Below are 19,235 nucleotides of genomic sequence, written 5' to 3'. Positions count from 1 at the left end.
GTGCAATATTTTTTATTGTTATTTACTTTGATTAAGTATTTGTCGTTTAGTTTAATTACAATACAATTTCGGCGTCCTCGGCATCAACACCGGGCTGTGTTTCAACGTGTTTTTTATCTTTGAACAGCAACAGGAATACTAAAAGTACCACAGCAGCTATACCTGCAGGCACCAACCATATTGATTGCCAGTTATGCGCATTTTCACCTATTTTCCAGTGATCTACTATCGGGCCTGAAATGTAAGAACCAATAAGCATACCTACGCCATAGGTAGCAAGGGTAATAAAACCCTGTGCAGCACTTTTAAAACGTTCGCCTGCCAGGTTATCGGTATAAATTTGGCCTGTAACAAAAAAGAAATCATAACAGATACCATGTAAAACAATACCTGCAATCAGCATATAATAATTGGTATCGGCATTGCCGTATGCAAAAAACACATAACGTATTACCCAGGCAAGCATACCAAAAGCAAGCATCTTTTTAACCCCTAAACGTACAAAGAACAATGGCATCAGGATCATAAATAATAATTCAGAAATTTGACCGCCTGTTTGTATACCGGCAGCTTTCTCCATACCTACCTCGTTTAAAAAGCGGTTAGTAAAGTTGTAATAAAATGCCAAAGGCACACAGATAGCCACCGATGCCAGGAAAAATGTGAGGTACGATTTATTTTTTAACAAGCCGATAGAATCCAGACCGATAATATCACCAAAGGTGGTTTTTTGACCCTTTTTAGCCGGAGGCGTGTCAGGCAAAGTAAAGCTCAACAAACCTAACAATAGCGATGCCGTACCGGCCATTTTAAAGGTAAGCACCAGTTGGTTGCTTTTTTCCCAGCCTAACCAGCCAATGGTAACGCCTGCTATTATCCAACCGAAAGTACCCAATACACGTATTGGCGGAAACTCCTTGCTCGGATCTTTCATTTGCTTAAATGCTACCGAATTTACTAAAGCCAATGTAGGCATGTAAACAATCATATAAGCTAAAATTACAGGGTAAAAGCCATCAAAGTTGGTAATTGTTGTGGCATACCATAGCAGCGCACCGCCTATCAGGTGCAATACGCCCAATACTTTTTGAGCTGAAAAATATTTATCGGCAATCAGGCCGATAATGAACGGCGCAATGATAGCCCCCCATGATTGGGTAGCATAAGCAACCCCATTTTGAAAATCAGTAGCATTAAGCGATTTAAGATACGTGCCCAGCGTAACAAACCAGCCACCCCAGATGAAAAACTCCAGGAACATCATGGCTGATAATTTAAAGCGGTTAGTAAAGGTCATTTTTTATGGTTTGTTTGGTTTAATTGTTATTTAACCGCTAATATATACTTTACCATCTCTTTTGCATCATTTTTTGACACATTAGGATGCGGGCTCATGGGTATCTGGCCCCAGTTGCCCGAGCCACCGGCAATCACTTTATCGGCAAGCATATCAATATTAGCCGCGGTTGGCTGGTACTTTTTAGCAACATCGGCATAAGCCGGGCCCACCAGTTTAACATCTTCTTTATGGCAGGTAAGGCAATCGCTCGCTTTGATCAACTCACCACCCTTTGCCGAACCGGCAGCCAATTCAGGCTTTTCTTTCTTTTCCGGCTTCTCGGTTTGTTCTGGCTGCTCTTGCTTTTCAGCCGGTGGCGACACCGGTTTGTCGGCAGCGATCAAAGTATCGTTATCCGCAACAGAGTCAGGAGCGGCTACTTCTGTACCATCGGCTGCCGTGGTATCGGCATCCCCGGTATTAGTTTTACTTTCACCACCGCATGATGCAAATAGCAGCCCTGCGGCAAGTAGTATAAAGAGTTTTTTCATAGGTATAGTTTAAGCTACTTGTAAAAAAAGCCCTCTCCTATGGAGAGGGTTGGGTGAGGTTTACTCCAACCCCAGCAATCTTCTGTTATACGCTTCATCGCCGCCGGCCGACGCAAAGTCGTCAAAGGCGTGATCGGTTACGTGGATGATGTGGCTCTTGATGAACTCGGCACCTTCGCGCGCGCCATCTTCCGGGTGTTTAAGGGCACATTCCCACTCCAACACGGCCCAGCCTTCAAAATCGTAAGCTGCCATTTTGCTGAATATAGCCTTAAAGTCAACCTGCCCGTCACCTAACGAGCGGAAACGGCCTGCACGGTCAACCCAGTTTTGATAACCTCCATATACACCCTGCCTGCCGGTCGGGTTAAACTCGGCATCCTTAACGTGGAACATTTTGATCCGTTCGTGGTAAATGTCGATGTATTCCAGATAATCCAGGCATTGCAGCACAAAGTGCGATGGATCGTATAATAAGCATGCACGCTTATGATTGTTCACCTTTTCAAGGAACATCTCATAAGTAATACCATCATGCAGATCCTCACCCGGGTGAATCTCGTAGCAAAGGTCGATGCCATGCTCGTCAAACACGTTCAGGATAGGTTCCCAGCGTTTGGCCAGCTCGGTAAAAGCGGTATCAACCAAACCCGCAGGGCGCTGCGGCCATGGGTAAACGGTTTGCCATATCAGCGCGCCACTAAAGGTTACGTGCGCATTCAAACCCAGGTTTTGCGATGCCTTAGCAGCATATTTTAACTGCTGTACCGCCCACTCCTGACGGGCTTTTGGGTTATTACGATATTGCTCGGGCGCAAAGGCGTCAAACAACTGATCGTAAGCCGGGTTAACGGCAACCAACTGACCTTGCAGGTGGGTTGAAAGTTCGGTGATCTCTAAACCGGCCTCGTTAACAATGCCTTTTATTTCGTCGGCATAAGTTTGGCTTTCGGCAGCTTTTTGTATGTCGATATAATGCGGATCATTGGTTGGCAGTTGCACACCTTTGTAGCCTAAACCCTTTGCCCAATCGCAAATAGATTTCAGGTTATCAAACGGCGCGTTAGGGCCAACAAACTGTGCTAAAAATATTCCGGGTCCTTTAATGGTTCTCATATATGTTTTTATTGGTTTTAGATCACAAAATCAGTCCATTTTTTATCCGATTTGCCCGAGGCGATCACATTCTCAACAAACGCCATACCGCGTACGCCCTCTTCCACACCCGGAAAATCAAGCCATACGGCCTCTGCTTCTTTACCCTCAATGGTTGCTTTAACTGTTAAGGCGAAATTTTTATACAGGTTAGCGAATGCTTCCAGGTAACCTTCGGGGTGACCGGCAGGCGCACGCATGTTACCGGTTACATAGCTACTTGTGTAACCGCCGCCGGTGCGCCATATTTCGGTTGGCTTATCCAGATATTTGACCAATAATGTATTCGCTATGTCCTGCTGCCACTCTATTCCGCCTGTTTCGCCATAAACACGAATCTTAACGTTATTTTCGTCGCCCGCTGCAATTTGTGTAGCCATAAGCACGCCGCTTGCACCATTGTCATATTTCAACAACACCGCGCCGTCATCATCCAGCTTACGGCCTTCAACTACTACATTAATATCGGCGTTTAGCTTAGTGGTTTGCAGGCCGCTAACGTATTCAGCCAGGTTAAAGGCATGGGTACCAATATCGCCCATGGCACCGGCAATACCGCTCTTGCCCGGGTCGGTACGCCATGAGGCCTGTTTGTTGTCCTCTCCTTCTAAAAAGGTGCTTAACCATCCCTGCGGATACTCCACATAAACTTTACGTACTTTACCAATTTTGCCTGAAGCAATGAGTTGCCTTGCCTCTTTAACCATTGGATAACCGGTGTAGGTATGCGTTAAGCAAAACAGCTTACCACTGCTCTTTACCACCTTTTCCAGTTCCTTTGCCTCGTTTAACGAGAAGGTCATGGGTTTATCCAATATCACATGAAAACCATTCTCCAGAGCCAGTTTGGTTGGCTCAAAGTGTACGTGGTTAGGCGTTACTATGCTGATCACCTGTACGCGTTCATCCTCGGGCAGTTGCTTTTCTTTTTCAATAAGCTCCTGGTACGAAGTGTAGGCGCGCTCAGGCGATACACCAAGTGCTAAGCCGCTGGCGCGTGATTTTTCGGCATTGCTGCTGAATGCACCGGCCACCAGTTCATAATGGTCATCAATACGTGAGGCAATGCGGTGGATAGCGCCAATAAAGGCACCCTGCCCACCGCCAATCATTGCTAATTTCAGTTTCATCGGTTGTGTTTATATTCTCAGATATTTATTCGCTCAGGCGACGGGCGTAATTAAACACCCAGTTTCCAACCCTCGCGGTATTCGCGTTTTACAAACTGGTTAACGGCATCAAAGTTGGTTACCTTCATGTTCTGGTTATCCCAAATCAGTTTAATATCATTACCAGGGAATGAGCTTTCACCCTTGTCATTCTTTACCTCAACAGCATGGCCTCTGATAGAAAGGTTGGCCATCAGCAACGCTTCAGTTAACGGACCAGCGATCTCAAACGGTGAACTTACTTCCATTTTACCGTAACCTGCTAAACAAGCTTCAACCCATTGTGCATAGTGCCCTTCGTCGCCGCCTTTAACACGCTTAACAGTTTGCGGAACATTGGCCTCTTTAGTGCGTGACAATGGCAGCAGTTGCGGGTTAACCGCGTACGTACCGGCCATCATTTTACCTTTTGAACCAATGAACAGCATACCGTTGCCGCCATCGCCAAATGTTTCATTAGGGGCAAGCTCTGCCGGTCTTTCAGGCTGAATGCCGCCATCCATCCAGTGTACGGTAACATCGCCCTGTGTTTTGGCGGTTTTAGGGAATGTTAAGGTAATGTGGCTTGATGGAGGGCAGCTTTCAGGGAAATAACCTTTCCTGAAAATGTCGGTATAAACCGTACCCACGCTTGATTGTACATCCTTAACATAAGTAAGATCAAGCAAACGGAAGGCAGGCTCCATAATGTGGCAGCCCATATCACCAAGAGCGCCTGTACCGTAATCCCACCAGCCGCGCCAGTTAAACGGCACTAATTTTTCAATATAATCTTTGTAAGGAGCTGTACCCAGCCAAAGGTCCCAATCCAGTTCTTTTGGAACCGATGCCTTGTTTTTTGACCATGGAATACCTTGTGGCCATACGGGGCGGTCTGTCCAGCAGTAAATGGTATTAACATCACCTATCAGGCCTGCATCAAACCATTCCTTTAACTGCCTTACACCATCGCCTGATGAACCCTGGTTACCCATTTGGGTTACTACCTTATATTTTTTAGCAGCCTCAGTTAAAATACGGGCCTCATAAATATCGTGGGTTAATGGTTTTTGTATGTAAACGTGCTTTTTAAGCTGCATGGCTGCCAGGCCGATAATGGCGTGGTTATGATCGGGCGTTGAAACCGAAACGGCATCAATATGCTTGTGTTCTTTTTCAAGCAGTTTGCGCCAATCCTTGTAGTATTTAGCTTTCGGAAAGTTCTTTACAGATTCTGCCGCTTCACGATCATCAACATCGCACAGGTAAGCTATCTCGGCCTTACCGCTTTTGTAAAAGTTGGCAATATCGCTTTTACCTTTACCGCCTGCACCTACGCCGGCAACAATCAGCTTATCGCTTGGTGCTATAAAGCCTTTACCGCCAAGCACATGGCGTGGCACAATCATGAAAGAGGCGGCTGCTATCGCCCCGCTTTTAATAAAACTTCTTCTCGAATTGTTTTCAGTTTCTTTTGTCATGGTAAGTACTGATGTATAGTTTATTTAACTTAATTGATTTTAAAGGTTTCCTTTTTTCATTTCACTTACGGCATAATCAACCGAGCGGGCGGTAAATGCCATATAGGTTAATGATGGGTTTTGGCATGCGGTGGATGTCATGCTGGCGCCATCAGTAACAAAAACGTTGCTGCAGGTGTGTACCTGGTTCCATTTGTTGAGTACGGATGTTTTAGGATCGTGCCCCATACGGGCACCGCCCATTTCATGAATGTCCAAACCCGGTGCTTTGCCCTTGGTTATTTCTTTACGGATGTTTTTAAAGCCCGCGGTTTCAAACATCTCGCTTACCTGCTCCAGGTAGTCATTGGTCATTTTGCGGTCGTTATCATCATAATCAACCGAGATGCGCAGCAACGGCATACCCCATTGATCTTTCTGATCCTTATCCAGCTTTACGTAGTTGCTTTCCTTAGGTATGGTTTCGCCCATCATGTGCGAGCCAACCTTCCAGCCGCCCAGTTCAGGACTGCCCAGGGCGTTTTTCAGTTTACTGCCTACGCCTGATGAATCAGTATGGGTTGAGCGGTACGCGCCTAAACCGGCAGCATAGCCACGTAAAAAGTCGGTTTCCTGCTTTTGAACATTGCGGAACCGGGGAATGTAGCCGCCGCCGGCAGGGTTACGGCCTTCGGTTTTAAACTCGGTAAAGCCATCTACATCGGCATTAACGGTAGCTGTATACAGGTGGAATGCTACGTATTTACCCAGCACGCCGCTATCATTACCCAAACCGTTGGGGAAACGGTTTGAGGTAGAATTAAGCAATATCATGTTAGTATTAAGCGCCGCGGCATTAACAAAAATAATGCGGGCGTAATACTCTATAACTTCGTTGGTATTAGTGTCGATAACACGTACGCCGGTAGCTTTTCCTTTGCTTTCATCGTAGATAATCGATTGCACTACTGAAAACGGGCGCAAAGTCATGTTACCTGATTTCATGGCCCAAGGGATGGTTGAGGCATTGCTGCTGAAGTAACCACCAAACGGACAACCACGCTGGCAAAGCACCCGGTTTTGGCACTGCACCCTGCCCTGTTCAAAATGGATGGGCTCCGGTTTTGAAAGGTGCGCGCAACGCGCGCTGATGACGTGGCGGTTATTATATGTTTTTTTAACGTGATCGCTAAAATATTTTTCGACCGTGTTTAAAGGAAAACCCGGTAAAAACTCACCATCGGGGAGTTCGGCAATGCCATCCTTATTGCCTGATATACCGGCAAATTTTTCGACGTAGCTGTACCACGGTGCAATGTCTGCGTAGCGTATAGGCCAGTCAACAGCGAAGCCATCACGTGCAGGGCCTTCAAAGTCAAAGTCGCTCCAGCGCTGGGTTTGGCGTGCCCACAGTAACGATTTACCGCCTACCTGGTAGCCACGTATCCAGTCAAAAGGTTTTTCCTGTATATAAGGATGCTCCTTATCCTTTACAAAAAAGTGAGCCGCATCCTCATGAAAAGCGTAGCAGCGTGAAACAATAGGATTTTCCTCCCGTACGGCCAATGGCATTTCGTTACGGTGTTTAAACTCCCAGGGATACATGTTGGTGGTTGGGTAATCAACATTATGCTTAACATCGCGGCCACGCTCAAGCACCAGTGTTTTAAGGCCTTTACCTGTCAATTCCTTCGCAGCCCAACCCCCGCTTATTCCCGATCCAATAACAATGGCATCAAATGTGCGTTCCTTAACGCTGTCGATGTTCAAATTAGCCATGCTTAACTGCTGTATTTTTAGTTTTAACAGGCACGTTCACGTTGTACCTGCTTGGCACAAGTTCGTAAACCACCTTTTTTGTCATGAAATATTTTGATTGCGTATAGCCCTGCACTGTTTTATCCTTGGTAATGCGGTAAAACCTGTTCAGTTCGGCAGGGAGATCGTTTTTTTGTTCGATAGAAAGCAACAGCGCCTCACGCTGCGCCTGCGGCCACAGGGCGAATGGTTTGGCACTCTGTTTTGCAACGATGGCGGCAAATTGTTTTAAGCCTTCGGTAAACTGCTGCTGATCCTGCTTGCCATAACAATCGTTAAGCATAAGCAGTGCAAACAGGTGCAGGCCCATATCTTTGGCGCCGGGAGTTGTAGTTTTAGGAATGATAGTTTCGGCAACCTCAGCCAGCAGTTTCTCCTGCGCCGGGCTGATGCTCAAATTGTTTAGCTGAATGAGGTTTTTGCCGCCCGCAAGTATATCCTTCGGAAAAAGCGTAGCTCCGCCTAATACCAATGCCAGATTTTTTATTGCAACTCTTCTGTCCATTAAAACTTTTTATCAGTATTGATAATTTAACGCTAACAGGGCGCTAAACTTAGGTTCGGCTATGATAAGCCGTGTTTTTCAAACATAATAACTTTATTATTAAAAAAGTATTATGCGATAAATAAGTTACTAATAGCCCCATTTTTTCATCACCTGCAGATCGATACCCGCACTTTCGCTTTGGCCCAAACCCTGGTATTCTTCCTGCTCTATCACAAAATATGATGTTCCGGCGGTTTTACGGGCGGCTTTAAGTATCTGTTTTAATGGCAGTAAGCCTTTATCAAGCTGGCAGCTCTCGTATTTGGGTTTACCGTTTTCATCGCCTACTTTGATCATGTTCTTCACATGCATCAGCTCAAACCTGTTTGGGTATTTTTTGATATAATCCATCGCGTTGGCACCCGCCATGTACATATTGCCCATATCCAATTGCTGTGCAACCAGCGCCGGATCGGTATTTTGCAGCATAAAATCAAACAAAAGTACACCGCCAACGCGCTGTTCAAATTCAAAATCGTGGTTATGGTAGCCGAATTTCATGCCATGCTTTTTGCATAGCTCGCCGCATTTGTTAAACTGATCCATATAAGGCTTCATTTCATCAACCATCATGGCAGCGCCTGATAATGACGGGCTGATCACAAAGCGCTGGCCAATAACGGCGGCATCTTCAACTGTCTGTTTCCATTTATCAGTAAAATCGTTTTTAGAAGTATCCCAATCCTGCCGCGCCATGGTGGTGTGGCCACTTGGCATGGTAAGGCCATTATCATTCAATATGGCTTTAAACTCCTTTACGGTAAAACCATAGAATTTACGGTCGGCATAGTTGGCATGTTCTACGTGGCGGTAGCCCAGTTCGGCCAGGCGTTTAAGCGTAGCTTTCGGGTCGGCACGCATTTCATCACGTACCGAATAGAGCTGCAAAACGGTGCGCTGCAGCTTATTATCGGCGGCTAACAGGTTACCCGGTATGGCCGAGGCGGCAGCCAATACAGCGGCACCCTTTAAAAAATTTCTCCTGGAATTGTTCATTATATAATTGGTTTGATACAGGCACCGCAAAACACAAACCCATCATAACGGCATCTGCCCTACTAAAGTAACCATTGCCGTGGTAAATTGAAACTTTATAGCTGTAAAACTGACTGCATAAAAAAAGCCACCTTGCGGGTGGCTGTATTATATTCTTATATTTCGGTGAGGAGGAGCCCTGTTTTTGGGCATATCTTATCTACCACAGGCACCGGTACCGGTTTATAATACTGCTGATAAAAGCGCTTCTTTGAATCGTTGTAACAAGTTACCGCGCCTAAAAAGTGCATAGCCTTTATATAGTACCAGGCCATATCAACCTGGTATGGCTTAAAGCCCGAACGCGCGCTTTTTGGAAACAGGTGATGGTTATTATGCCACTCGCCTGCCACAATACCAGGCCAAAGCTGATTAACCGACATGTCGTTACGGTTATGGTCAACACCTTCGCGTCGCATATCCTTACCTTTGCCGTGGCCTTCGTAATTAAAGGTACGTACACCTACCGCCCAAAAACCGGCAGCGCCAAGTAAAGCGCAAGCTAAAGCTATGCCACCAAGCAGGTAAAATACAGTGAACCAAAAACCCCAGCTTAACAATACACCGGCTACGGTATAAAACGGATTAGCTACAGTGCCCCATTTTTTATACTGGGCATAAGTGTTGGCTTTTACGCCGGTATGCTTCATCAGGGTTACACAGCGGTTGTAATCGCTCTCGCTCATGTTACGGTTTATAGGCTGATGATTGGCATCGGCCAAAAAACAGTATAAAAAGCCGCCGGTAGCGTTATATGGATCGCCGGGCTGATCAGACAGCGCGTGATGCACGTGGTGCGAGATCACATATATTTCTTCAGGAATAATTTTGAGTGTAAGGTTTTGTGTAACAAAACGCCAAAAATTATTGCGGAACTTAAAAGCCCTGTGGGTGCAATAGCGGTGGTACCATATTGTACCATGCGTACCCATTACCACCATACTATATAAAAAGGTGATAAGCAGCAGTTTAAGGCTAAAATATTTGAATATAAAAAGCAGAAAGAAAGGTGTTAACGCCAAAACCATCAGCCAGCTCATTAAAGGCAGCCAGTTGCGGCGGTTTTTAAAAACATTCATGCGGCTTGCAAATGCTTTTAGAATTTCGGTCGGCGAAGGTTTTGAAAGATTACCATCGCTATCCTGCCAACCGTATGCAGGTGCTTCAAGTACCGTATGAATAAAGGCCATAAATTTGAAATGGATTTAATTTTTTAAACTATTAGGAAAGTGGGAAGGTAAGTATAATTTATCACACTAATGTAAAAATCTTACAACCCGCGTGAATATACTTGCTGAGAGATATACCCTTTAACGCACATTTCAGGGTTTAATTGCCTTTGCCTTTAATTTACTGCAACATTTATATTACAACAGGCAAGGCTGTTAAACTATGGGTTATCTTCAACGTCAAATACAGAACTTTAACCCCTTTTGCCAATTGAAAAAACTTGTACTTATCACCTTAGCCCTATTAATATACTTTACAGCACATGCGCAAACCAGCCGTGAGGTTACAGGCAGCGTGATTGACAGCACGAACGTTACCCTGCCCGGCATCAGCGTAAAGCTGGTTACCCCTACTGATAGTGTTACCGTTGCTACCGATATGGAGGGCAAATTCAAATTTCCGGCAGTAAAAAGCACCACTTTTAAACTTACGGTAACCGGCATTGGCTATGAAATATTTAAGGGTGATTATAAACTTACCGACGCGGCATCGGCCAATTTAAAACCCATTAAACTTAAAACACAGTTTAACCTGCTCGGCATAGTAAATATAACTGCGTTAAAACCACCCATCACTATAAAACAGGATACGGTGGAGTATAATGCCGCTGCCTACAAAGTGCGCGATGGCTCGCCTACTGAAGACCTGCTGAAAAAGATGCCGGGTATTGAGGTAGACAAGGATGGTAACATTAACGCGCACGGTAAGGCCGTTACCAAAGTGCGTGTAAACGGTAAAGACTTTTTTGCCGGCGATCCAAAACTCGCTACCCAAAACTTGCCTGCCGACATTGTAGAAAACATACAGGTAATTGATGATTACGGCGACCAGGCAAACCTGACCGGCATTAAAACCGGCGAACCTGCTAAAATATTGAACATCACCATAAAAAAGAACCGTAACGTTGGTAACTTTGGTCGGGTAAACGCCGGTGTTGGTAATGAGGAAAGGTTTAACACCCGCGTGTTTGCCAATCATTTTAATGATCAGCAGCAGATATCGGTATTAGGTAATTTTAACAATACCGATGGCAGCCAGAACGGCACCAACACGCAACGCTCCGGGCAGGTGCGCTTTAGCGATGAATTTGGCAAAAAAATTAAGTTTGATGGCCGCTACAGTATTGATGATAACGACCGTAATACCATCACCTCATCGCTTAGGGAAGAGTTATATACCTCGGGCGCTATTACCCGTAACAACCAAAGCAACAACACCAATTGGAACACCAGCCACCATGTTGACTTTAACCTGGAATTTAAGCCGGATACACTTAACTTTTTTAAGATAAGCCCTAACCTGAACATCAGCACATCAGGCAGTGATAATAAGCTCGACTTTATCAATAACCGTAACGGCATTACCGATATTGGCCAGCAATACAACAACAGCAGCAACCGCTCGCCTAATTATGGGGGTAACTTTTTGTTTAACCATCGTTTTAAGAAAAAAGGGCGTAACGTTAGTATCAACCTGAACTTCAACTCGTCTGACAATACCAATAGCGCGCAGGACCTATATAATGCCCAAAATCAACAAACCAGCTTGCGCGATACTATTTATCAGCAAATAAATACCGCGGGATCAACAGACCGTTTTGGGGCAAGCCTGTCATACACCGAGCCGCTTGGCCAAACTACGTTTTTAGAGGCTAATTACAATTATAACTATACTGATAACAAGAACGACCGTTTTAACTACCGCATTAACCCTTATACCAATGAACTCACTTATGTCGACTCGTTGAGTACGGTTTATAACTACCAGTTCATTAACAATCGTTTTGGTTTGAATTTGCGGAGCATAAAAACCAAATACAACTTTACTTTGGGTATGGGTTTTCAGCCCACAACTTTACAGGGCGAGTTTCAGGGAACGCGCACATCGCGCAATACGGTGAATTATATACCTAACGCTAATTTTATATACAAGTTTACGCCTAACCGCACGCTTACCTTTAATTTTAACGGATCAAACCAGCAGCCAAGCTTTTACCAGTTACAGCCTAAGCCCGACCTTTCAAACCCGCAAAACCGTGTTTATGGTAACCCTGATTTGAAACCCGAGTTTAACATGCGATACAGCTTGCGTTTTAACCAGTTTAATGTGCAAAGCGGTAACTCGTTATTTGTTAATCTGGATTACAACACTACCGCTAACAACATCGTATCAAACACCAAACCGGTACGGCTTGATGATACGTCAGCAACTCAAAGCACGGGCAGGTTGATACAGGAAACCCGCTACCTTAATACTGATGGCTTTTATTCAATAAACGGTAATTACGCTTTTACTACCAAGCCGTTTACCAATAAATCGTTCACGGTATCATTAAACGGCAGCAGTAATTACAATAACCAGGTAACATTTATTGAAAGTGAGCGCAACCTGGTAAAAAACCTTGTATTAACCCAGGGGCTGAAATTTCGCGCGGATATTGACAGCGTGATGGATACCGAGATAAGCGGCAGCTATAGCATTAACACCTCAAAAAACAGTTTAACTAATGATGAACGCCCACTTAACCGCAACGTTAACACATGGAATATAGGGCTTGATGGCCGTAGTTATTTTTTTGATGGCTGGATATTAGGTTACAATGTATCCAAACAAATAAACAGCGGCTTTGGCTCGCGCAGTGTTAACCCGGCCATCATCAGTACTTATGTAGAGTACCAGTTTCTGGCGCAAAATTCGGCCTCGTTCAGGCTGCAGGGGTTTGACCTGCTTAACCAGAATACCGGCATCAGCCGTACCGTGAACGGCAACGTTACTGTCGACTCGCGAACCAACCGTTTGGGCCGGTACTTTTTATTTACTTTTAGCTACCGTTTCCGCAAATTTGCGGGCGGCCGCGGTATGGGCGGCGGGCGGGGCGAACGCCGTGAAGGTGGCTTTGACCGTGGTGGCCGCGGCGGCGGTGGTGGTGGCGGCGGTGGTCGCCGTGGATAACAAGAATTAATTTTTGAGAGAATAAACCTAAACTCCTATTTTGAATCTATATAGGTAATGAAACACTTATTTACACTTTTGCTATGCGCTGTAGCATTAAACACCTATGCCCAGGTAACGCAAAACAAGGATGAAAAGCTGATACAGGATGTACAGGAGCGATATGCTGTACTGGCCGATAGTCCGTCAGTAAGGCATGGGCTATATCAGGCTATCTATAAAAAAAAGATAGCCATTGCCAGCGGCCGCTACAACCGTGGCAAACGTGTAGGTGTATGGCATTTTTACAGCAAAAAAGGCATACTGCTGCAAAACTATGATTATGGCAAACATGCTATTATGTTTTCATCGCCGGTTGATACCATGCGTGCCGTACGCTATGTAATTGACGATGAAATAAAGCCTACTGATACCATAACAGCCCCGATAAAACCGGGCAGCGTATACTTTGGTTATATGGCCTACGTAAAGCAAATTGCTGTACCGCCTGATTTGGGAGTAATAGATTATTCAATACTGACCGGTGTGGTTGAACTGCTGGTTAGCCCCGGCGGGCGCCTTGCCGATTTTAAGATACGTGTTGTATCGCCAAGTGGTTTTATCAATAAGGTAGCCGATATGCCGCTCGACACATTATCCGAAGAGGACAAGGTATTTTTACCGGCTTCAAAAAACGGCAACAATGTAGGCATGACCGTTATTATTACCTGCCGCTTTGATAGCCGTGGACGAATATACTTTTAATAACAAAGGCGCTTTAAGCGCCTTTGTTATTAAAATAAATAATTTTATTCGTGACCGTGGTGGCCGTCGGCACCATGGGCATGACCATGAGATAACTCTTCTTCGGTTGCCGGGCGTACGTTAAGTACAGTACCTTTAAAGTGCAGCTCCTGCCCTGCCATAGGGTGGTTCAAATCAACAATAACGGCATCCTCGGCTACTGATACTACCTGGCCGCGAAAACGGTTGCCATTGTTATCCTGTAGCGGAATAACGCTGCCAATCTCAGGAATTTCAGTACCCTCAAACATTTCTTTAGGCAAATTGGCTACAGCTTCTTCGTCATATTCACCATAAGCATCTTCAGCACTCAGGCGAAATTCATAAGTATCACCGGTTGAGTGGCTACTTAAATTTTCTTCAAATTTTGGCAACATCTGGCCTGCGCCAAATAAAAAGGTAAGTGGTTGCTCCTCGGTCGCGCTTTCTACTTTTTCTTCGGTACCATCGTTATCAACATATAAATCATATGTTAATGATACTACGTGCTTTGGTTCAATTTTCATTATAGTCGTTTTTAGTATAAGTAATCAGGCTTCAATTTGTTTTAAAGCCTCGTTAACAGTTAGGGATGGCAGGCCGCAGGTTTTATCCCGGCATATAAAAATCTGTGTTTCATCCCCAAATTTCCCTTGCAGCAAAGGTAAACTTCCTGCGGTGCCGCCCAACATTATTTTGTTAGGAATATATTTTTTTTCAATATCGCGGCGGTAGCTTTCAAAACCGCTTCCGGTTACAGCAACCTCGTAAACACCGTAAACTTCATCAGTAAGCAGCGCTATCCAGTTTGAATATACCGAGCCATATTTACCCAGGTAAGGCATGATATTACGCAGCAGTTGTGCCGATATTTCATGGTATCGCTCATCATCAAACAGCAAGCCCAGCTTTTTAAGATTACGCGCCATGGTTGAATTGGATGCCGGGGTAACGCCATCCATTATTTCAGATTTACGGGCGATCAGCATTTCATCATCCGCGGCGGTGTAAAAGAATATGCCGCCCGCTTTATCATAAAAATTACTGATCGCTGTATCAGCAAGGTTACGGGCAACAGTTAGCCATTGCTCATCAAACGTCACCTCGTATAAGGCGATAAAGGCATCAATAACATTGGCATAGTCATCCAAAAAAGCCAGCCCATCGCCGCCGGGTACATCCTTTTTATACAGGCGCGATAGTTTGCCCGATGAGGTTAGCAGGTTATTTAAAATAAAGTTAGCGTTAGATAAGGCATATTGCAGATAACTATCCTCGTTAAACGCCCGGTAGGCATCACTAAGTCCCTTCAGCATCAGGCCGTTCCATGAGGCTAATATCTTATTGTCCAATCCGGGTCTTACCCGTTCAGCACGGGCAGTTAGTAACCGTTGTTTAAGGCTCGTTATTTTTTGGCGCAAGGCATCAACCGGCAAATCCAGATCCGCCGACAGCGCATCATCATCCCGGTTACGGAAAAACACATTGGTGTGTTCCTCCTCCCAGTTACCCTCGTTTGTAGCATTATAATATATACCGAAAAGATCAGCATCCTCACCTAATATGCCAGATAATTCAGCTTTGGTAAAAGTATAAAACTTGCCCTCTATCCCTTCGCTGTCCGCATCAAGTGCAGAGTAAAAGCCGCCATCTTCTGATGTAAGTTCGCGTAATACGAACGAAGTTATTTCGGCAGCCACTTGTTTGTAAAGCGGTTCAGGTTTCCAGGTATAAGCTTCGGCATATAAACTTAACAACTGACCATTATCATACAGCATCTTCTCAAAATGCGGAACATGCCAGTGCCCGTCAACCGCGTAACGGGCGAAACCACCGCCCACATGATCATATATCCCGCCGTAAGCCATCTTTTTCAGTGTCAGATCAACGGCGGCTGTTACCTCGGCATCCTTGCTCAGATGCGCGTAGCGCAGCAGGCTGATCCAACTATTAGGCATCGGGAACTTGGGTGCGGCACCAAAACCGCCCTCTGCATTATCAAAATACTTTTTCCAGTTATTGATAATGGTTTGCAGATCTTTCAGCTTATACTCATCCTCGGTTTTCTCAATAAAATCAACCGACTCATATTGATTGATACCCTCGGTTAGTTTAACCGCGTATTCCTCCGCTTCCTGTGGTTTTTGTTTATAAAAATCGGCCAGGTTAAAAAGTAATGATGTCCACTCATTTTTACGGAAGTAGGTACCGCCGTAAATAGGCCGCTGATCGGGCAGGCAAATGCAGTTAAGCGGCCAGCCGCCACGGCCGGTCATCAGTTGTACGGCACTCATGTATATCTGGTCAACGTCGGGGCGTTCCTCACGGTCAACCTTAATGCAAACAAAGTACTCGTTCATAACGGCGGCTACCTGCTCGTCCTCAAAGCTTTCATGCTCCATTACATGGCACCAGTGGCAGGCCGAGTAGCCAATGCTTACCAGTATGAGCTTATTTTCATCCTTTGCTTTTTGCAAAGCCTCCGGCCCCCAGGGGTACCAGTTTACAGGGTTATTAACGTGCTGAAGTAAGTATGGTGATGTTGAATTAGCCAGATGGTTCATTTAATATAAATTTGATAGGCAGCGATTTGTTTTTACGAGTTGCAAATCTGAATGAAACTAATGGCAATTATATCATACACACGTTATAATTTCAGGTAAAAACAAAGCGCCGTTGCATAAACCTGCAACGGCGCTGATATATATTTTCTTTGCTTATTAGTTATGGCCAAACACCCAGGTTTTGGTATGATACGGCAATTTTGTTGATAGCGCCAACAAAAGCCGCGGTACGCAAGGTATCAATCTTTTCTAACTTATAAGTTTCACGAATTTCGTGGTATGAGCGGATCATGGTATCCTCTAAACCTGAGTTAACCAGCTCCAGTTCTGACGAACCTTTAACGATGGTTGCACGCTGTGTTGGGGTTAAAGAAATACCGGTGATGCCTTCGATCATGTTCACCAGGTTAAGGTTGTTATTTTCCTCAAACCTGCGGTTGATACGGCCAAAGGCCACGTGCGAAAGGTTTTTTAACCACTCAAAGTACGATACGGTTACACCACCTGCGTTGGCATACATATCAGGGATGATGATGCCGCCTTTGGCGTAAAATATCGCCTCAGCTTCCGGCGTAGTTGGCCCGTTTGCACCTTCAGCAATTATCTTGGCTTGTATGCGGCCTGCATTCTCAGCAGTTATCTGGTTCTCTAAAGCGGCAGGTACTAATATATCGCATGGCTGCTCCAGGCCTTCACCTGAGTTTTTGAATTCCTGTTTGGCACCGGCATAACCTAATATTGATCCGATTGCTTTGCGGTGCTGAAATACGGCCTCCACATCTAAGCCGTCAGCATTGTAGATAGCACCTTCAAACTCGCAAATGCCTACTATAATACCGCCGTACTCCTGTAAAAACTTGGCGGTGTAAAAACCTACGTTACCCAGGCCCTGCACAATTATGCGCTTGCCGGCAATACCTGTAGGCAAGCCCAGTTTCTGCATATCCTCAGCAACGCCAACACACTCGCGTATGGCGATGGCCACACCACGACCGGTAGCCTCACGGCGGCCCTGTATACCATGTAAGGCAATCGGCTTGCCGGTTACCGAACCCATAGCATCTAACTGGCCGGGGTTCATGGTGGCATAGGTATCGGCTATCCAGCTCATTTCCCGCTCGCCGGTACCGTAATCAGGTGCGGGCACGTCAATGCTGGGGCCTATAAAGTTCTTTTTGATTAATTCTACCGTATAACGGCGGGTTATGTTCTCCAGCTCCTGTACGCTGTAATTTTTGGGATTGATACGGATACCGCCCTTAGCGCCACCGAACGGTACGTTTACTATGGCGCATTTGTAGGTCATGAGCGCGGCAAGGGCCATCACCTCGTCCTCGTTTACAAATTCGCTGTAACGTATACCGCCCTTGGTTGGCGATTGATGATGAGAGTGCTCTACACGCCAGGCATCAATAACCTCAAAGCCATTGCCACGGCGTATCGGGAAACGAAAACGGTAAACGCTGTTGCATGACCTGATCTGATCGAGCAGGCCGGCATCGTGTTTGGTAAATTTAGCGGCGTAATCAAAATTTTTGCATACATCCCCAAAAAAGTGGGTATCCTGAGCTAAAATCGAATTATCTGACATAAAAATATTTGTATGAGTAAATAATTGGGTGTTAATATATGCGCAAAGTTGACACAAATTTTAGCACAACTGCAAATGTCAAAACGCATAGTGTTTTGCCTACACTACATAACAACCTAATTAAACCAATGTTTAAACAACACAGGCTAATTTTTTGAACTATTTTTCGTTTTCGACTTTTTTTAATCTTTTATCTATAGCGAACAGATAAATGGCCAAACCGACGAAAATAATGGCCAAAGTAGCCACTACAACGTATATTTTACCAGAGCTGCGCAGCGTATCGGCCATTTCAATATCGGCACCATTTTGCGCAAAAACGGCGGTAAAGCTCAGCAGTAAAACTATGAGGGATAATATCTTCTTCATCATTAATCAAGGGAATTCTGTTTGTATTCAATTAAACGGATGCGGTAGCGCAGGGTGGCTATCCAAACAGCCATTAAACTCCAGGCAATAAAACCTATGTATAAAATTATACGAACGTTGTTATCAGTAATTTTACTAAAGGCAGGATTACCTCCATTACCCGGATGCAATGAATCCGTCATTCGGGGCAATACCATAATCAGCACAATCATCACCGGGAAAGCAAAAATATTATAGATGGCTGATATACGGGCACGTTTTTGCTCTTCATCAATAGCATTACGTAGCACCAGGTAAGCACAATACAGCAAAAAAGCAATGGCCGCACTGTTCTGTTTAGGGTCGTTACTCCAATATTCGCCCCAGGTATTGCGGGCCCATATCATACCGGTTATTAACCCGAGTACAAAAAAGAATACCCCTACGTTTACACATTCAACAGCGATCAGATCATGTGTTGGATTTGCCGAACGGAGGTATTTAACACTGTAAACAACCGATATAATAAATACGATGAACATGGCCATCCACATAGGCACATGAAAAAATGTGTTTCTAACCGTTTCGTGCACTATTGGCAAACGTGGTACCGTAATTAAAAATCCGGCAATGATGGTAAACAATACCAGCAATACCGCCAATACCTTCCACCACGATTGATAAATAAATCTCATAAAATATATTGTGGTGACAAATGTAGTAATTTTTAATCTACAACTTTGGCCGTTGCCTTGTCGGCGCAGGGTAACTTTTCCGTCGTTTTAATGATGTTGT

The 19,235-nt window shown here is 44.9% G+C and carries 16 protein-coding genes; 2 read left to right on the top strand and 14 right to left on the bottom strand.

The genetic code is table 11. The annotated features are described in order from the left end of the window. Nucleotides 1-55: 55 nt before the first annotated feature. From LJ707_RS14740 to LJ707_RS14700, 9 genes are all read right to left on the bottom strand, one after another. Complete coding sequence (locus LJ707_RS14740; protein ID WP_228952297.1) at nucleotides 56-1,297, bottom strand: nucleoside permease; 1,242 nt, start codon at nucleotides 1,295-1,297, stop codon at nucleotides 56-58. Between the two features lie 26 nt (nucleotides 1,298-1,323). Continuing rightward, on the bottom strand, nucleotides 1,324-1,830 hold the full coding sequence (locus LJ707_RS14735) for a c-type cytochrome (protein ID WP_228952294.1): 507 nt from the start codon (nucleotides 1,828-1,830) through the stop codon (nucleotides 1,324-1,326). Nucleotides 1,831-1,890: 60 nt separating this feature from the next. Then, complete coding sequence (locus LJ707_RS14730) at nucleotides 1,891-2,946, bottom strand: sugar phosphate isomerase/epimerase (RefSeq protein WP_228952293.1); 1,056 nt, start codon at nucleotides 2,944-2,946, stop codon at nucleotides 1,891-1,893. 17 nt (nucleotides 2,947-2,963) lie between these two features. Beyond that, nucleotides 2,964-4,115, bottom strand: coding sequence for a Gfo/Idh/MocA family protein (locus LJ707_RS14725; RefSeq protein WP_228952291.1), 1,152 nt, complete (start codon nucleotides 4,113-4,115; stop codon nucleotides 2,964-2,966). A gap of 50 nt (nucleotides 4,116-4,165) precedes the next feature. After that, on the bottom strand, nucleotides 4,166-5,614 hold the full coding sequence (locus LJ707_RS14720; RefSeq protein WP_228952289.1) for a Gfo/Idh/MocA family protein: 1,449 nt from the start codon (nucleotides 5,612-5,614) through the stop codon (nucleotides 4,166-4,168). A 39-nt stretch (nucleotides 5,615-5,653) separates the two neighbouring features. Beyond that, the gene (locus tag LJ707_RS14715) at nucleotides 5,654-7,372 is read right to left on the bottom strand and encodes a GMC oxidoreductase (protein WP_228952286.1); all 1,719 of its coding nucleotides are present in this window, start codon (nucleotides 7,370-7,372) and stop codon (nucleotides 5,654-5,656) included. Further along, a complete protein-coding gene (locus LJ707_RS14710) occupies nucleotides 7,365-7,916 on the bottom strand; it encodes a gluconate 2-dehydrogenase subunit 3 family protein (protein ID WP_228952284.1) in 552 nt (183 codons plus the stop codon). The genes LJ707_RS14715 and LJ707_RS14710 overlap by 8 nt, the downstream gene beginning before the upstream one ends. Nucleotides 7,917-8,045: 129 nt before the next feature. Next, nucleotides 8,046-8,954, bottom strand: a complete 909-nt coding sequence (locus LJ707_RS14705; protein WP_228952282.1) for a sugar phosphate isomerase/epimerase — start codon at nucleotides 8,952-8,954, stop codon at nucleotides 8,046-8,048. A gap of 155 nt (nucleotides 8,955-9,109) precedes the next feature. Next, on the bottom strand, nucleotides 9,110-10,183 hold the full coding sequence (locus LJ707_RS14700; RefSeq protein ID WP_228952280.1) for a fatty acid desaturase: 1,074 nt from the start codon (nucleotides 10,181-10,183) through the stop codon (nucleotides 9,110-9,112). 250 nt (nucleotides 10,184-10,433) lie between these two features. Between LJ707_RS14700 and LJ707_RS14695 the strand changes: the two genes are divergently transcribed. Then, on the top strand, nucleotides 10,434-13,175 hold the full coding sequence (locus tag LJ707_RS14695; protein ID WP_228952278.1) for a TonB-dependent receptor domain-containing protein: 2,742 nt from the start codon (nucleotides 10,434-10,436) through the stop codon (nucleotides 13,173-13,175). Nucleotides 13,176-13,232: 57 nt separating this feature from the next. Then, nucleotides 13,233-13,919: a hypothetical protein gene (locus tag LJ707_RS14690; RefSeq protein WP_228952276.1), complete on the top strand. Its 687-nt coding sequence runs from the start codon at nucleotides 13,233-13,235 to the stop codon at nucleotides 13,917-13,919. Between the two features lie 44 nt (nucleotides 13,920-13,963). Here LJ707_RS14690 and LJ707_RS14685 read toward each other — a convergent pair whose 3' ends face one another. The 5 genes from LJ707_RS14685 to LJ707_RS14665 form a co-directional block, all read right to left on the bottom strand. After that, a complete protein-coding gene (locus LJ707_RS14685) occupies nucleotides 13,964-14,464 on the bottom strand; it encodes a peptidylprolyl isomerase (RefSeq protein ID WP_228952274.1) in 501 nt (166 codons plus the stop codon). 24 nt (nucleotides 14,465-14,488) lie between these two features. Then, on the bottom strand, nucleotides 14,489-16,501 hold the full coding sequence (locus LJ707_RS14680; protein WP_228952267.1) for a thioredoxin domain-containing protein: 2,013 nt from the start codon (nucleotides 16,499-16,501) through the stop codon (nucleotides 14,489-14,491). Between the two features lie 160 nt (nucleotides 16,502-16,661). After that, on the bottom strand, nucleotides 16,662-18,092 hold the full coding sequence (locus LJ707_RS14675) for a Glu/Leu/Phe/Val dehydrogenase (RefSeq protein WP_228952265.1): 1,431 nt from the start codon (nucleotides 18,090-18,092) through the stop codon (nucleotides 16,662-16,664). 159 nt (nucleotides 18,093-18,251) lie between these two features. Beyond that, complete coding sequence (locus LJ707_RS14670) at nucleotides 18,252-18,464, bottom strand: CcmD family protein (RefSeq protein WP_228952263.1); 213 nt, start codon at nucleotides 18,462-18,464, stop codon at nucleotides 18,252-18,254. Next, entirely contained in the window at nucleotides 18,464-19,135 is a 672-nt protein-coding gene (locus LJ707_RS14665) for a 2-vinyl bacteriochlorophyllide hydratase (protein WP_255678934.1), read from the bottom strand. Before LJ707_RS14665 ends, LJ707_RS14670 begins: the two co-directional genes overlap by 1 nt. Nucleotides 19,136-19,235: the final 100 nt, after the last annotated feature.

The organism is Mucilaginibacter sp. UR6-1, assembly GCF_020880975.1.
Lineage (GTDB): Bacteria > Bacteroidota > Bacteroidia > Sphingobacteriales > Sphingobacteriaceae > Mucilaginibacter.
This window is presented reverse-complemented; position numbering and strand designations above follow the sequence as displayed.

Bases quoted from the DNA above. Each gene is read 5' to 3' on its own strand.
- LJ707_RS14740 (WP_228952297.1), bottom strand. From the start codon at position 1,297: ATGACCTTTACTAACCGCTTTAAATTATCAGCCATGATGTTCCTGGAG.
- LJ707_RS14665 (WP_255678934.1), bottom strand. From the start codon at position 19,135: ATGAGATTTATTTATCAATCGTGGTGGAAGGTATTGGCGGTATTGCTG.
- LJ707_RS14710 (WP_228952284.1), bottom strand. From the start codon at position 7,916: ATGGACAGAAGAGTTGCAATAAAAAATCTGGCATTGGTATTAGGCGGA.
- LJ707_RS14735 (WP_228952294.1), bottom strand. From the start codon at position 1,830: ATGAAAAAACTCTTTATACTACTTGCCGCAGGGCTGCTATTTGCATCA.
- LJ707_RS14675 (WP_228952265.1), bottom strand. From the start codon at position 18,092: ATGTCAGATAATTCGATTTTAGCTCAGGATACCCACTTTTTTGGGGAT.
- LJ707_RS14690 (WP_228952276.1), top strand. From the start codon at position 13,233: ATGAAACACTTATTTACACTTTTGCTATGCGCTGTAGCATTAAACACC.
- LJ707_RS14715 (WP_228952286.1), bottom strand. From the start codon at position 7,372: ATGGCTAATTTGAACATCGACAGCGTTAAGGAACGCACATTTGATGCC.
- LJ707_RS14705 (WP_228952282.1), bottom strand. From the start codon at position 8,954: ATGAACAATTCCAGGAGAAATTTTTTAAAGGGTGCCGCTGTATTGGCT.
- LJ707_RS14700 (WP_228952280.1), bottom strand. From the start codon at position 10,183: ATGGCCTTTATTCATACGGTACTTGAAGCACCTGCATACGGTTGGCAG.
- LJ707_RS14685 (WP_228952274.1), bottom strand. From the start codon at position 14,464: ATGAAAATTGAACCAAAGCACGTAGTATCATTAACATATGATTTATAT.
- LJ707_RS14725 (WP_228952291.1), bottom strand. From the start codon at position 4,115: ATGAAACTGAAATTAGCAATGATTGGCGGTGGGCAGGGTGCCTTTATT.
- LJ707_RS14730 (WP_228952293.1), bottom strand. From the start codon at position 2,946: ATGAGAACCATTAAAGGACCCGGAATATTTTTAGCACAGTTTGTTGGC.
- LJ707_RS14670 (WP_228952263.1), bottom strand. From the start codon at position 18,464: ATGATGAAGAAGATATTATCCCTCATAGTTTTACTGCTGAGCTTTACC.
- LJ707_RS14680 (WP_228952267.1), bottom strand. From the start codon at position 16,501: ATGAACCATCTGGCTAATTCAACATCACCATACTTACTTCAGCACGTT.
- LJ707_RS14720 (WP_228952289.1), bottom strand. From the start codon at position 5,614: ATGACAAAAGAAACTGAAAACAATTCGAGAAGAAGTTTTATTAAAAGC.